General features: G+C 54.5%; 15 protein-coding genes. 5 read left to right on the top strand and 10 right to left on the bottom strand.

The window, feature by feature from the left end; translation table 11 throughout:
• The first annotated feature begins 249 nt into the window (after positions 1–249).
• Entirely contained in the window at positions 250–2,241 is a 1,992-nt protein-coding gene (gene pdeR, locus ACP4QI_RS12430) for a cyclic di-GMP phosphodiesterase (protein ID WP_285128841.1), read from the top strand.
• On the opposite strand, the gene ACP4QI_RS12435 is transcribed toward pdeR, so the two are convergent.
• Entirely contained in the window at positions 2,238–3,107 is an 870-nt protein-coding gene (locus ACP4QI_RS12435; protein WP_142489797.1) for a crotonase/enoyl-CoA hydratase family protein, read from the bottom strand. The two genes, pdeR and ACP4QI_RS12435, sit on opposite strands and share 4 nt — an antisense overlap.
• Before the next feature lie 192 nt (positions 3,108–3,299).
• Here ACP4QI_RS12435 and yciZ point away from each other — a divergent pair, with 192 nt between their 5' ends.
• From yciZ to osmB, 3 genes are all read left to right on the top strand, one after another.
• Positions 3,300–3,482, top strand: a complete 183-nt coding sequence (yciZ, locus tag ACP4QI_RS12440; protein WP_106993141.1) for a protein YciZ/DeoL — start codon at positions 3,300–3,302, stop codon at positions 3,480–3,482.
• A 68-nt stretch (positions 3,483–3,550) separates the two neighbouring features.
• Positions 3,551–4,306 (top strand): DNA-binding transcriptional regulator YciT, encoded by a 756-nt coding sequence (gene yciT, locus ACP4QI_RS12445; RefSeq protein WP_142489798.1) that lies wholly within the window; start codon positions 3,551–3,553, stop codon positions 4,304–4,306.
• 260 nt (positions 4,307–4,566) lie between these two features.
• Entirely contained in the window at positions 4,567–4,782 is a 216-nt protein-coding gene (gene osmB / locus ACP4QI_RS12450) for an osmotically-inducible lipoprotein OsmB (protein ID WP_106993143.1), read from the top strand.
• 113 nt (positions 4,783–4,895) lie between these two features.
• On the opposite strand, the gene yciH is transcribed toward osmB, so the two are convergent.
• The 5 genes from yciH to pgpB all read right to left on the bottom strand — a co-directional run bounded on the left by yciH (position 4,896) and on the right by pgpB (position 8,542).
• On the bottom strand, positions 4,896–5,222 hold the full coding sequence (yciH, locus tag ACP4QI_RS12455) for a stress response translation initiation inhibitor YciH (protein WP_142489799.1): 327 nt from the start codon (positions 5,220–5,222) through the stop codon (positions 4,896–4,898).
• On the bottom strand, positions 5,222–5,959 hold the full coding sequence (gene pyrF / locus ACP4QI_RS12460) for an orotidine-5'-phosphate decarboxylase (RefSeq protein ID WP_426495372.1): 738 nt from the start codon (positions 5,957–5,959) through the stop codon (positions 5,222–5,224). The genes yciH and pyrF overlap by 1 nt, the downstream gene beginning before the upstream one ends.
• 182 nt (positions 5,960–6,141) lie before the next feature.
• On the bottom strand, positions 6,142–7,311 hold the full coding sequence (gene lapB, locus ACP4QI_RS12465; RefSeq protein WP_426495371.1) for a lipopolysaccharide assembly protein LapB: 1,170 nt from the start codon (positions 7,309–7,311) through the stop codon (positions 6,142–6,144).
• Positions 7,312–7,317: 6 nt separating this feature from the next.
• Positions 7,318–7,626 (bottom strand): LapA family protein, encoded by a 309-nt coding sequence (locus ACP4QI_RS12470; protein WP_106993147.1) that lies wholly within the window; start codon positions 7,624–7,626, stop codon positions 7,318–7,320.
• A 151-nt stretch (positions 7,627–7,777) separates the two neighbouring features.
• Positions 7,778–8,542 carry a phosphatidylglycerophosphatase B gene (gene pgpB / locus ACP4QI_RS12475; RefSeq protein ID WP_426495370.1) on the bottom strand — a complete coding sequence of 255 codons (765 nt, stop codon included), beginning with the start codon at positions 8,540–8,542 and terminating at the stop codon, positions 7,778–7,780.
• A 197-nt stretch (positions 8,543–8,739) separates the two neighbouring features.
• Here pgpB and ribA point away from each other — a divergent pair, with 197 nt between their 5' ends.
• Positions 8,740–9,330: a GTP cyclohydrolase II gene (ribA, locus tag ACP4QI_RS12480; RefSeq protein ID WP_106993149.1), complete on the top strand. Its 591-nt coding sequence runs from the start codon at positions 8,740–8,742 to the stop codon at positions 9,328–9,330.
• Between the two features lie 47 nt (positions 9,331–9,377).
• On the opposite strand, the gene acnA is transcribed toward ribA, so the two are convergent.
• The 4 genes from acnA to ACP4QI_RS12500 all read right to left on the bottom strand — a co-directional run bounded on the left by acnA (position 9,378) and on the right by ACP4QI_RS12500 (position 12,784).
• Positions 9,378–12,053, bottom strand: coding sequence for an aconitate hydratase AcnA (gene acnA / locus ACP4QI_RS12485; RefSeq protein WP_285129503.1), 2,676 nt, complete (start codon positions 12,051–12,053; stop codon positions 9,378–9,380).
• A gap of 168 nt (positions 12,054–12,221) precedes the next feature.
• Positions 12,222–12,323 (bottom strand): small membrane protein YmiC, encoded by a 102-nt coding sequence (gene ymiC / locus ACP4QI_RS12490; protein WP_426495369.1) that lies wholly within the window; start codon positions 12,321–12,323, stop codon positions 12,222–12,224.
• Positions 12,324–12,449: 126 nt separating this feature from the next.
• Positions 12,450–12,584 (bottom strand): hypothetical protein, encoded by a 135-nt coding sequence (locus tag ACP4QI_RS12495; RefSeq protein WP_426495368.1) that lies wholly within the window; start codon positions 12,582–12,584, stop codon positions 12,450–12,452.
• A 38-nt stretch (positions 12,585–12,622) separates the two neighbouring features.
• On the bottom strand, positions 12,623–12,784 hold the full coding sequence (locus tag ACP4QI_RS12500) for a YmiA family putative membrane protein (RefSeq protein WP_426495367.1): 162 nt from the start codon (positions 12,782–12,784) through the stop codon (positions 12,623–12,625).
• Positions 12,785–13,088: the final 304 nt, after the last annotated feature.

Below are 13,088 nucleotides of genomic sequence, written 5' to 3' on the forward strand. Positions count from 1 at the left end.
CATCATTTTTACGTACCTTTCCCTCCCACAAATTGCAAAAAGCGATCACAATTATTAACGGCGGGCGGGTTCACGTCTTAATGCGCTACAGGAATATTCATTCGTCTGTATCCTTTTTCGCCATTCTCGTTCTAATATAAGAATACTGGGAAAAAACAATAGGTTTAGTTCGGGTTTACCGCCGTTTTATTGCGATTAAACCGACTGGAAATGCACAATCTGTGCAATTAAGTGCGCCTGGGAGAGAGCATGATTGACGATCTGGAGCAAAATTTGCTGTTTCGTTACATGGGCACCCACAGTCCCTGGTGGCGGCTGACGGCGGACAGTAATGCGCTCCATCTTGCGGCCAGTGAAAGCGCAGATACTACACAGGTTGTCGCGTTGACCGATGAACAGGCCAGTCATATTCGCCAGATGACGGTGATCACCTCCAGCATTACCATGACGCTCTCCCTGTACGGTACCGATGTGCCAGTGCACCTGGTAGGCCGCAAAATCAATAAAAAAGAGTGGGCCGGCACCGCCTCCGCCTGGCATGACACCTCCGCTGTCGCCCGCGATCTGGCGCAGGGTCTCTCCTTTGCCGAACAGGTGGTTTCTGAAGCCAACTCGGTCATCGTCATTCTCGATCGGCACGGCAATATTCAACGCTTCAACCGCCTGAGCGAAGAATACACCGGGATGAAAGAGCACGAAGTCATTGGTCAGAACGTTTTTAAGCTGTTTATGAGCCGCAGCGAAGCCGCTGCCTCCCGCCGTAATATCAGCGGTTTTTTCCGTGACGGTAGCTCTTATGAAGTGGAGCGCTGGATCAAAACCCGTAAAGGGCAACGTCTGTTCCTGTTTCGTAATAAATTTGTGCACAGCGGCAGCGGCAAAAACGAAATTTTCCTTATCTGCTCCGGTACGGATATCACTGAAGAGCGTCGTGCCCAGGAGCGGCTCCGGGTACTCGCCAATACCGATACCATTACCGGCCTGCCAAACCGCAATGCCATTCACGATATGATCAGCGAAGCGATCGATAAACGCGGCGACACTCAGGTGGGCGTGGTCTACCTTGACCTCGATAATTTCAAAAAAGTGAATGATGCCTACGGGCATATGTTTGGCGACCAACTTTTACAGGCCGTGGCGCTGGCGATCCTCAGCTGTCTGGAAGATGGCCAGGTACTGGCTCGTCTGGGCGGCGATGAGTTCATCGTGCTGGCCACCGGGACTTCCCAGGGTGCGCTGGAAGCGATGGCGTCGCGGATCCTGACCCGGCTGCGCCAGCCTTTCCGGATTGGTTTGATTGAAGTCTATACCGGCTGCTCGCTGGGCATCTCCCTTGCCCCGCAGCATGGGACCGATCGTGAAAGCGTGATCCGCAATGCCGACACCGCCATGTACACCGCCAAAGAGAACGGACGCGGCACGTTTTGCGTCTTCTCACCGGAGATGAATCAGCGCGTCTTTGAATATCTGTGGCTGGACACTAACCTGCGCAAGGCGCTGGATAATGATCAGCTGGTGATCCACTACCAGCCGAAGATCACCTGGCGAGGTGAGGTCAGAACCCTCGAAGCACTGGTTCGCTGGCAGTCGCCAGAGCGCGGCCTGATTCCGCCGCTGGAGTTTATCTCCTATGCCGAAGAGTCGGGGCTCATCGTGCCGCTGGGCCGTTGGGTGATGCTCGATGTGGTCCGCCAGGTCGCCAAATGGCGCGATAAAGGCATTAATTTACGCGTAGCGGTCAACGTCTCGGCCCGCCAGCTGGCGGATCAGACCATATTCAGCGATCTGAAACAGGCGCTGAAGGATCTCGATTTTGAGTACTGCCCGATAGATGTGGAGCTGACGGAAAGCTGCCTGATTGAAAACGAAGAGCTGGCGCTGTCGGTTATCCAGCAGTTCAGCCAGCTGGGGGCGCAGATCCATCTCGATGACTTCGGCACCGGTTATTCGTCGCTGTCGCAGCTGGCCCGCTTCCCCATCGATGCTATTAAGCTCGATCAGGCCTTTGTCCGGGATATCCATAAGCAGTCGGTATCGCAGTCACTGGTGCGGGCGATTGTTGCCGTCGCCCAGGCGCTGAATTTGCAGGTGATTGCCGAAGGGGTGGAGAGCGCGAAAGAAGACGCCTTTCTGACAAAGAATGGCGTCAACGAACGACAGGGTTTTCTCTTTGCTAAGCCCATGCCCGCTGTCGCATTCGAGCGATGGTTTAAACGATATCAGTCACGCAACGCGCGTTAGCTGGCTTTACGCAGGCCTGATGCGGTGTGGCGGTCCTGGAGCTGAACCAGCCGCTGCATATAGGCCACGTCCTTCTGCTGCAGACAAAATGCAGCATCCACCCAGTCTTCCGTGATATCCATAAGCTCGCTGCGCGGCAGCTGCAACACCCGCTGACGGGCGCGGAGCATGGCTCTGACGCCGTTCATTTTAGGCTGTAACGTGTCGATGAAGGTCCGTGTCGCAACGTAGCCCTGACCGGGTTCGAACAGCACGTCCACCAGCCCCTGCTGCTGATACCACTCTGCGGTGTGTGACTCTCCTTTGTAGATCAGCTCTTCTGCCAGTTTCATGCCTGAACGGCGTGCCACCAGCGAGTAGCCGCCCATGCCGGGAAAGAGATTGAAGGCGATCTCCGGGAAGCCTAAACGCGCATCCCGTTGTGCCAGCAGGAAGTGGTGCGCCAGCGCGGCCTCAAATCCGCCGCCAAGCGCACTGCCCTCCACCATCGACAGGGTGATTGCCCCGGTATCGAAGCCACGCGACGCAGCATGGACACAGTCCACGCACGCGCGGGCATACGCCCGAAGCGCTTCGCGACGTCCATTCTCGATGCACTCAACAAAGAAACGTAGATCGCCGCCGGTGTTGTACATATCTGGCACCAGCGATCCGGTCACCCAAAAATCGACCTCAAACCCGGACTGCCTTACCAGCCAGGACAGGTTCATGATCTCCTCAATCAGGGCATGATTGAAGCATGGGCGTGGCTGAGCTCGCAGCATCATCCACACGGTGCGTCTTTCCTCTTCGTAGTAAGCTGCGAGTTGGGTGAATCGTACAGAATCAGTGAACAGTTTACAGGTAGCCTGATTGATAATTGTCATAGTCTAATTCCTCATAGAAAAAAGCGCCTTGCGCGCAGAATTAGACTAATCCACTACCAAAGTCCTCTGTATAAAGATGTATGAAAATATCACTACTATTAATGTACTTTCGTTAGCACACTTTTTCCCTTCTCTTTTGCCGTTAATTTCTGCATCATTGAATTTATTCACTTTTCATTTAGGGATGAGATTATGTCTGATATCGATGCACTGAAAGTTGCCCAACGTATTGATACTGTGCTGGATATTCTGGTTGCAGGTGATGTGAACTCTGCTCTGCGTAATCTCGAGATATTAAAATCAGAATTACTGACCCAGGCGGGCGCGCAGAAAAACGGCGACGCCGCACAGCCTAAATCGCCGTGGGAAGTTTAAGGGTCGCAGCAGCTCCCGTGGTTATGTCAGTTTTCAACTAACGGCTCAGCCGTTTTAATATGGATGCTATGAATTCCCGACAACAAATAATATTACAGATGGTGATCGACACAGGACGTGTGAGCGTCGTTGATCTGGCTAAAAGTACCGGCGTGTCTGAAGTCACCATCCGCCAGGATCTCAATCTTCTGGAAAAAATGAGCTATCTGCGCCGCGCGCATGGCTATGCCGTGCCGCTCGACAGCGAAGATGTCGAAACGCGCATGATGAACAACTATGCCCTGAAACGTGAACTGGCGGAGTTTGCCGCTTCTCTGGTCAACAACGGCGAAACGGTGTTTATCGAGAACGGCAGCTGTAATGCCCTGCTGGCACGTACCCTGGCCGAGCAGAAAGAGGAAGTCACCATCGTGACGGTGAGCAGCTACATTGCTCATCTTCTGAAAGAGACGCGCAGCGAGGTTATTTTGTTGGGCGGAATCTATCAGAAAAAAAGCGAAAGCATGGTTGGCCCTCTTACACGTCAGTATGTTCAGCAGGTTCATTTCAGCAAGGCCTTTATCGGCATCGATGGCTGGCAACCTGAAACCGGCTTTACCGGGCGGGATATGATGCGTTCAGACGTGGTTAATGCGGTGCTTGAGAAAGGCGGTGAGGCTATTGTGCTGACCGACAGCACCAAATTTGGCGCGGTACATCCCTACACCATGGGCCCGGTCTCCCGCTTCAGCCGGGTTATTACTGACGAAGGCATCAAAGCGGCCCACAGCGAGAAGCTGCAGCACGACGGGCTCATCGTCGATATCGTCAAAAAGCCAGCCTGACTCCCCTCCAACGCCCGGTTCGCCGGGCGTTTACCTGCCCTTTCGCTCTGAGATTATTCTGACGCAGCCTTTAAGACTATTTACCTGTTGGATCAGTGATAAAGACGTAAAATTAATGTTAGCGATATAACAGGAAGTGACTATCACCTGCGTGATTTTGTAACGCCTGCGCGAACAGTTTCATGGAAAACACGCTTAATAGTTTTACACTTAATTAAGCAGAGTTATTTCCGTGGACCACTACTTCAGGAGAATGAGTTATGTCTATTAACAGCAAAAAATTATCCGCTGCTATGCTGGCCGTTACGCTGGCATTGTCCCTGAGCGCATGCTCCGGCATGAGCAGACAAGACCGTAATACCGCGATTGGTGCGGGTGCAGGCGCAATCGGTGGTTCCGTCTTAACTGACGGAAGCACGCTGGGGACCCTGGGTGGTGCCGCAGTGGGTGGTATCATCGGTCATCAGGTTAAATAACTAACCGATTTCCACCGCAGTCATTTGATAATGCCCTTTTGTTTCTGGCGCTATCTCAAAATAAAAATAATAAGCCACGGTCTCGACCGTGGTTTATTTGTTTCTGGCACGCGTCAACCACCCGCTAATTTCACTTTCATCCCTTTTGCTTCCAGCAGGGATTTAATCAGATCCCGCTTGTCGCCCTGGATCTCAATTACGCCATCCTTGACGGCCCCGCCGCAACCGCATTTTTTCTTCAGTTCAGCGGCAATGGCTGCCAGGGTGGCATCGTCAGCATCAATGCCGGTCACCAGGCATACGCCCTTTCCTTTACGCCCGCTGGTCTGGCGTTGAATTCGTACAATGCCGTCGCCTTTCGGACGCTCAGCTACCGCTTTCGGTTCATCTATGCGCCCGGTGTCGGTCGAATAGACCAGGCGACTGTTGTTATCGCGCATTACGCCCCCTTGTGAAGTGATGCGTTGATGGCTTTCAGAGTTTGTGCCGGGTCAGCAGATTGGGTTACCGGACGACCAATAACCATATAGTCTACGCCCGCCGCCAGCGCCTGCTCCGGGGTCATAATGCGGCGCTGGTCGCCGGCATCGCTGCCCTGAGGACGAATACCCGGCGTTACCAGCTTAAAGTCCTGGCCAATAGTGCTTTTGAAGCGCACGGCTTCCTGAGCTGAGCAAACCACCCCGTCCAGCCCGCAGCTGTGCGTCAGGCGCGCCAGACGCTCTGCATGCTCTGCTGGTGACAGTGTCACGCCAAGATCCAGCAGGTCGCTGGACTCCATGCTGGTCAACACGGTAACGGCAATCAGTAACGGCGCGTCTTTGCCAAAGGGCTGGAGAGCTTCACGAGCCGCGGTCATCATCCGCGCACCGCCTGAGGCGTGCACGTTAACCATCCAGACGCCCAGCTCGGCAGCAGCCGCTACCGCATGGGCAGTGGTGTTAGGAATATCGTGGAATTTCAGATCCAGAAAGACATCAAAACCGCGCTGCTGCATGTCACGCACAATTTGCGGGCCAAAGAGCGTAAACATCTCTTTGCCGATTTTCAGGCGGCAGTCGCGCGGGTCAATACAATCAACGAACGCAAGCGCGTTATCGCGATTGTTGTAATCCAGAGCGACAACAACAGGAGATTCAGTAACTGCGCGGGATGAAGAGGGAGCTACAGACGTCATGACCGGACCTTCTCGTCGATGGGCGCCGCATCGGCGCGGGAATGTTAAACGGCGTGCATTCTACCTGTGCATCACGAAAATGAACAGGTTCCATTTTCATTCCTGCCAGACTGCAGCGCGCACCGTTCAGACTGAAAAGGTGCCAAAAGTATGTTGTAACTAAAAAAGGATTTTTTTAAAAATTATTGCCCATCGAGGCCGCGAATCGGCTTAATGGTTGACCAGGCGCGACACGACGGACAGTGCCAGTACAGGGTGTAGGCAGTAAAACCGCACTTCTGGCAGCGATAGCGCGGCTTGCTGCGGATCTGTTCGCCGACCATGTCGCGCAGCACCATCAGGCTCTCTTTGGCGCGCCCCTCTTCCGCATCGTTGAGGTGGTAATCCATCAGCTTGTGGAACACGCGCATAGTGGGATGACGCTGCAGCTGACGGGTAATGTAAATCTGCGCGGTGTCGCTGCCCTCGTGCTCCTGGACGACATCCGCCAGCATCAGCTCGGCATAGGCCCCGGTGTTCTCTTCCACGCAACGGCGCAGGAAGGCCACCCACTCTTCGGCCATATCCAGTTGCTGATAGCAGGTTTGCAGCATCTCCAGGGTTTCGCTGACCAGCTCTTTATCCTGGTCGATGACCCGCAGCAGGCTCTCTACCGCTTTCTGGTAATCGCCTTTCGCCATGTACACGCGCCCCATCATGATAGAGACGCGCGCGCTGCTGCGATCCGCGGCAGCGCCCTTCCGGAGAAGCGCCATGGCTTTGTCCATGTCTTCATTGCCCATCTGCTGCAGGGCGAGTTCGCAATAGAAATGGGCGATTTCTACGCGCTGTTTGTCTTTACCCAGCTTCACCAGACGTTCCGCAACGTCAATCGCTTTCTGCCATTCGCTGGTGGCCTGGTAAATTTGCAGGAGTTGTTGCAGAGCGCTGATGCGAAAATCGGTTTCATCCACCAGCTGATTGAACATCTCTTCGGCGCGATCGTACAACCCTGCCGCCATGTAGTCGCGTCCCAACTGCTGTACGGCCAGCAGACGCTGCTCATAGGTTAATGAGGCGCTTTCCATTAAGGTCTGGTGGATGCGGATGGCGCGATCAACTTCGCCCCGGGAACGGAACAGATTGCCGAGAGTAAGGTGGGCCTCAACGGTGCCGGTATCCTCTTTCAACATCTCAAGGAACAGGTCTACCGCTTTATCCTGTTGATTGCTCAGAAGGAAGTTAACCCCGGCGACATAGTCGCGTGAAAGACGGTTGGCTTCATCCTGTTTTGTTTGTTGCGCACTTCTGCGGCCCATATACCAGCCATAGGCTGCGGCTACAGGCAAAAGCAGAAACAACAACTCCAGCATCTTCGATTATTCCTTCGCTACCGGCACACCTGAACTTACCGGAACGTCGGTCGTGGGCGCAATTTGGTATTCAAGACGTTTAATTTTACGTTCGGCGCGGGCAAGTGAAACCCGAACTTTTAGCCAGAACAGGCCGCAAATAAGCCAGCCGATCGCAAATCCTGCCGCAAAGAGTACCGCCAGCAGGCTGGAAATCCGATATTCGCCTTGCGCCAGCAGATAATTGAACGTTACCTGTTGATCGTTTTGCGCACCTAATGTGACGGAAATGACAAAAATCGCCAACACCAGTAAGAAAATGAGTAAATATTTCACATTACTTCCCGTTATGTGGTTTGAGCGAATAAAGAGTGTTCACCATAGCGTAACCAGCCTTATAAACTACCATTTTCAGGACGGGCGCGAAACGGAAAAAGCATCGCGCCACGACTGGATCTGCGGCTAAATATGAGAATTTCAACCGCAGTCAGCTTTCCTGGTCCCTGTCGGCTATTTCCCGCTTCTCTTCTGCCGGCGGCGTGAGCGGACCACAAACGCGCTGGGCAAGCCAGGTGGCGCAGGTGATCAGCAGCCACGACATCAGAGTGGCAACCACCAGATCCCGCGGCCAGTGCATGCCGAGCAGCAGGCGGCTGCCCATTACCCCCGTCGCCCAAACCAGCAGGAAGGCGATGGTCAGCGTGCGCCGGCGCGGCCACAGCAGCCCTACCCCCAGCAATGCCCAGCTTGCGGCGAACATCGTGTGTCCGGACGGGAAGGCAAATCCGGTCTCTTTTTGCCAGTGTTTCCGTAAAAATGTCGGGACAGCCTGTTGTTCAATAAGCTGTTCTTTCACCAGCTCACCGCGTTCTTTACGCTTTAAATTGTAGAAGTCGTTGACCGGGACATGGTGAGTTTTTTCCAGCCAGACGACAAACGGACGCGGCTCCTGAACCCGATCTTTCACCCAGGATTTAAGCCCCTGGCCGATAAGGATCACGCCGGCAAGAATGGCAAAGAGCATGATGGCGGCCCGCAGACGAAAACGCAGGCACCATAAAAACCAGCCGCATAGCAGCGCGTGCGTAATAATGCCCCAGGGTTGGGTGACCGTCTCCGTGATCCAGAACAGCGCTTTTAACCATCCGCTGTTAGTGCCAGGCTGCCACTGCCAGCCGGATATCCATACAGCCACAGGCATAATAAGCAATATCCCTGCGCCAACCGCCGTACGGCGGGCAATTGAAAGCATGTCGTCTCCTTTTTTCGATAAGCCTCACAATCATAACTGAAAAATGAGAGCTGCGTAAAAATGTCGGATTGTGCGTTTAACGTTCGTTAAGCTGGCGGTGATTAGGTGAACGTGTGGAGCTTGTGGCAAAATAAGACAATACCGACAGCCAAACAGGCAACAGACACAAGGCGTGTCAGCATTTTTTGGAGAATCACATGCAGCTTAAACGTGTGGCAGAAGCCAATCTGCCAACCCCCTGGGGCGATTTCCTGATGGTGGGTTTTGAAGAACTGGCAACCGGGCAGGATCACGTTGCGTTAGTGTTCGGGGATACCTCCGGGCAGACGCCAGTGCTTGCTCGCGTCCATTCCGAGTGTTTGACGGGTGACGCCCTGTTTAGCCTGCGCTGCGATTGTGGTTTTCAACTGGAAGCCGCCCTGTCGCACATCGCGGAAGAAGGCCGCGGCATCCTGCTGTATCACCGCCAGGAGGGGCGTAATATCGGCCTGCTGAACAAGATCCGCGCCTATGCCCTGCAGGATCAGGGATACGATACCGTGGAAGCGAACCATCAGTTAGGCTTTGCAGCAGACGAGCGTGATTTCACCCTGTGCGCCGATATGTTCAAGCTGCTGGGCGTGGATGAAGTGCGTTTGCTGACCAATAACCCGCGTAAGGTCGAGATCCTGACCGAAGCCGGCATCAACATCGTTGAACGTGTGCCGCTGATCGTTGGCCGTAACCCGAACAACGAACACTATCTGGATACCAAAGCGGCGAAGCTTGGACATCTGCTCAGCGAGTAAAAAAAACAGCCCGGCAGCGCAATGCGTGCCGGGCTGGTCAGAGTGTTTTAATTCAGCATATTACGGATCACATAGTGCAGGATACCGTCGTTCTTGTAGTAGGTCAGCTCGGTAGCGGTGTCAATTCGGCAGCGGCAGTCCACCACCTCGGTTTGTCCATCCGCTCGCGTCAGCTTGACCGGCACGGTGGCGCCAGGCGTCAGACTTTGCAGATCCGCAATATCAATGCGCTCCTCCCCGGTCAGCCCCAGCGTTTTACGCGATGTCCCCTGCGGGAACTCCAGCGGTAAAATCCCCATCCCGATCAGGTTTGAACGGTGAATACGTTCAAACGACTCTGCGATCACCACGCGTACGCCAAGCAGTCGTGGCCCTTTTGCTGCCCAGTCACGGCTGGAGCCGGAACCGTACTCTTTCCCGGCGATCACCGCCAGCGGCGTACCTTCCTGCTGATACTTCATGGCAGCATCGTAAATCGAGATCACTTCCGTACCCGGCAGATGTCGGGTCATCCCGCCCTCAACGCCAGGCACCATCTCGTTGCGGATGCGGATATTGGCGAAGGTGCCGCGCATCATCACCTCATGGTTACCGCGACGGGACCCGTAAGAGTTGAAGTCACGTCGCTCCACGCCACGACTCTGCAGATACCGCCCTGCCGGGCTATCCGCTTTAATGCTGCCCGCCGGAGAAATATGGTCGGTGGTGACCGAGTCGCCAAGGATGGCTAACACCCGTGCGCCGTGGATATCTTCCAGCGGTTTAGGCTCCGCCAGCATCTCGTCAAAGAAAGGCGACAGGCGGATGTAGGTGGAATCATCCTGCCAGCTGTAGGTATCCGAGCGCGCCACCTCAATGCTTTTCCACTCCGCCGTGCCTTCGAACACTTCGGCATACTCCTTGCGGAACATGTCGGTGGAGACTTTTTCTACCGCGAGGGCGATCTCCTGCGCTGACGGCCAGATATCTTTCAGATAAACCGGATCCCCTTTGCGGTCGTGCCCCAGCGGCTCGGTCGCGAGGTTAATATTCATATTCCCGGCCAGGGCATAGGCTACCACCAGCGGCGGTGAGGCCAGCCAGTTGGTTTTCACCAGCGGGTGGATACGGCCTTCGAAGTTGCGGTTGCCCGAGAGCACCGCCCCGACCGTCAGATCCCCCTGCTTGATCGCCGTCTCGATAGGTTCCGGTAGCGGCCCGGAGTTACCAATACAGGTGGTACACCCGTAGCCGACCAGGTTGAAACCCAATTCATCCAGGTACGGCGTCAGCCGGGCCTGGGCCAGGTAATCGGAGACCACTTTGGAGCCCGGAGCCAGCGAGGCTTTTACCCACGGCTGGCGTTTCAGGCCAAGGGTAACGGCTTTTTTCGCCAGTAGCCCCGCCGCCATCAGCACGCTGGGGTTTGAGGTGTTGGTACAGGAGGTGATGGCCGCGATCGCTACCGCGCCATCCGGAAGCTGATACTGATGGCCGTTCATGACGTAATCAATGGGTCGACGATCCTTCTGCGCGGTATTGACTTCCAGTTCATTGCTGGCAGCAAACGCCTTCGGCACATCCGCCAGCGCGACCCGATCCTGAGGACGCTTCGGCCCGGCGAGGCTGGCTTCGACCTCGCCCATATCCAGCGCCAGGGTGCTGGTAAACACCGGTTCATCTCCCGGGTTACGCCACATCCCTTGCGCTTTGGCATAGGCCTCAACCAGCTCAACCTGCTCGCTGCTGCGCCCGCTGAGGCGCATATACTCCAGCGTGACGCCGTCTATCGGGAAGAAGCCACAGGTCGCGCCGTATTCCGGCGCCATGTTGGCGATGGTGGCCCGGTCCGCCAGCGGCAATGAGTCGAGCCCGTCACCGTAGAATTCAACAAATTTGCCCACCACCCCGTGCTTACGTAGCATCTGGGTCACGGTGAGCACCAGATCGGTGGCGGTGATGCCTTCACGCAGTTTGCCGGTCAGCTTAAAACCGACCACGTCAGGGATCAGCATCGACACCGGCTGACCGAGCATAGCGGCCTCGGCTTCGATCCCCCCTACCCCCCAGCCCAGCACGCCAAGGCCGTTGATCATGGTGGTGTGCGAGTCGGTGCCGACCAGCGTATCCGGGTAGGCCACCCACTCTTTATCCTGCAGTTCACTCCACACCGCCTTGCCGAGGTATTCGAGATTGACCTGATGGCAGATGCCGGTGCCGGGTGGAACAACGCTGAAGCGGCTGAAGGCCTGCTGGCCCCATTTCAGAAACACATAACGCTCGTGGTTACGCTCCATCTCCAGGCGTACGTTCTCTTCAAACGCCTCATCGTCACCAAAGTGGTCCACGGTCACCGAGTGGTCAATCACCAGATCCACAGGGGAAAGCGGATTCACTTTGGCAGTATCGCCGCCAAGACGTTTGACGGCTTCGCGCATCGCCGCCAGATCGACCACCGCCGGAACGCCGGTAAAGTCCTGCATCAGGACCCTGGCCGGGCGATAGGCTATCTCCCGGTCGGCATGGGCATTTTGCAGCCACCCGGCGAGGGCGTGGATGTCTTCGGAGGTGACAGAGACCTCATCCTGCCAGCGCAGGAGATTTTCCAGTAACACTTTAAGCGACTTGGGTAAACGGTCGATGTCCCCAAGCTCCCTGGCGGCCAGCGGCAGGCTGTAGTAGTGATAGGTTTTGTTCTCGGCCTGCAGTGTGTCCTTACTGGCTTCGCGTAAGGTTAACGACATAAGCTCCTCCTTAATTACCGGGATTGCGATACCCTGACCTTTATCAGGGCCGTAATTAAAGATAACACATCGTCACCGTAACGATTTGATAACTACCCAAATGGACAAATTTGCAGAGAAAAGGAGAGGCCAAAAAGAAAAAGCCCCGCTTGAGCGAGGCTTTATTTTTTAGTGTAGGGAGAGCCAGATAAGCTGGGACCAGAAGAGAATCGACAGAGAGAACGCGGCGATCCACGACCAGTATTTGACTCCGGATATACTATTCATCATTGTGACACCCGTCTTTATTTATTTGTTTACGGCTGAGTCAGGCTCAGTTCGGTATTGCTGAAGTGTATTTATTAAAGAGTACAAAAGCGCACCGGATTATTAATGCACTACGCCTGAGCGGCAGAATTATTGTTTTTTGGCATCGTCTTCTGCGAACGAATCGATGAAGGCTTGCTGCTGCGGCGACAGCGTCCAGGAAGCAGGAACCTGGCTTGTCGCTTCTTTACGGACTTTGCGGCGAGTGTCACGTTGCTGACACATAGGTTTCACTGCTTCACTGCGCCCCTGTACCGTCATAGTTAACCCCAGAATTTCCAGACCAGTAACGCCACCACGAGCCAAAACAGCGTGGAACCGAGAAATACCGCCAGCCAGGCTTTGCGCTTGAGCCCTGGATCCCGTTGCGGCTCATGACTTCCTGACGGCATTGCTAACCTCGTACAATCGACTTTGCTTATCATTTGGCTACCAAACAATTGGTATAAGTAATCATCACTGAGATAAATCCTAAAGAAACTTTAGTTGAAAATCCAGTGAATTTACGAATCCTGTACGGTGAAATATTTAATCTTTTGAGCGGAAATATATAAATGAAACGTGGAGTTTGCGTAGCGGCTATTTATTTTCTATTTTTGTTGGCTTTTTGAGACAGGCGCGGACACAAAGCGCTGTAACCCTATGGTTACTGTGTTAAACGAATGGTTAAAAGAGAAGAATTCTAATTCAGATAAAAAACAGGAATAACGGTATCTTTCCCGCAGGAAA

The organism is Leclercia sp. TB492 (assembly GCF_049974505.2).
Classification (GTDB): domain Bacteria; phylum Pseudomonadota; class Gammaproteobacteria; order Enterobacterales; family Enterobacteriaceae; genus Enterobacter; species Enterobacter adecarboxylatus_C.

Bases quoted from the DNA above. Each gene is read 5' to 3' on its own strand.
- pyrF (WP_426495372.1), bottom strand. From the start codon at position 5,959: ATGACGTCTGTAGCTCCCTCTTCATCCCGCGCAGTTACTGAATCTCCT.
- ACP4QI_RS12500 (WP_426495367.1), bottom strand. From the start codon at position 12,784: ATGATAAGCAAAGTCGATTGTACGAGGTTAGCAATGCCGTCAGGAAGT.
- acnA (WP_285129503.1), bottom strand. From the start codon at position 12,053: ATGTCGTTAACCTTACGCGAAGCCAGTAAGGACACACTGCAGGCCGAG.
- yciH (WP_142489799.1), bottom strand. From the start codon at position 5,222: ATGCGCGATAACAACAGTCGCCTGGTCTATTCGACCGACACCGGGCGC.
- yciT (WP_142489798.1), top strand. From the start codon at position 3,551: ATGAATTCCCGACAACAAATAATATTACAGATGGTGATCGACACAGGA.
- osmB (WP_106993143.1), top strand. From the start codon at position 4,567: ATGTCTATTAACAGCAAAAAATTATCCGCTGCTATGCTGGCCGTTACG.
- pgpB (WP_426495370.1), bottom strand. From the start codon at position 8,542: ATGCTTTCAATTGCCCGCCGTACGGCGGTTGGCGCAGGGATATTGCTT.
- ymiC (WP_426495369.1), bottom strand. From the start codon at position 12,323: ATGATGAATAGTATATCCGGAGTCAAATACTGGTCGTGGATCGCCGCG.
- lapB (WP_426495371.1), bottom strand. From the start codon at position 7,311: ATGCTGGAGTTGTTGTTTCTGCTTTTGCCTGTAGCCGCAGCCTATGGC.
- ACP4QI_RS12435 (WP_142489797.1), bottom strand. From the start codon at position 3,107: ATGACAATTATCAATCAGGCTACCTGTAAACTGTTCACTGATTCTGTA.
- ACP4QI_RS12495 (WP_426495368.1), bottom strand. From the start codon at position 12,584: ATGTGTCAGCAACGTGACACTCGCCGCAAAGTCCGTAAAGAAGCGACA.
- pdeR (WP_285128841.1), top strand. From the start codon at position 250: ATGATTGACGATCTGGAGCAAAATTTGCTGTTTCGTTACATGGGCACC.
- ribA (WP_106993149.1), top strand. From the start codon at position 8,740: ATGCAGCTTAAACGTGTGGCAGAAGCCAATCTGCCAACCCCCTGGGGC.
- yciZ (WP_106993141.1), top strand. From the start codon at position 3,300: ATGTCTGATATCGATGCACTGAAAGTTGCCCAACGTATTGATACTGTG.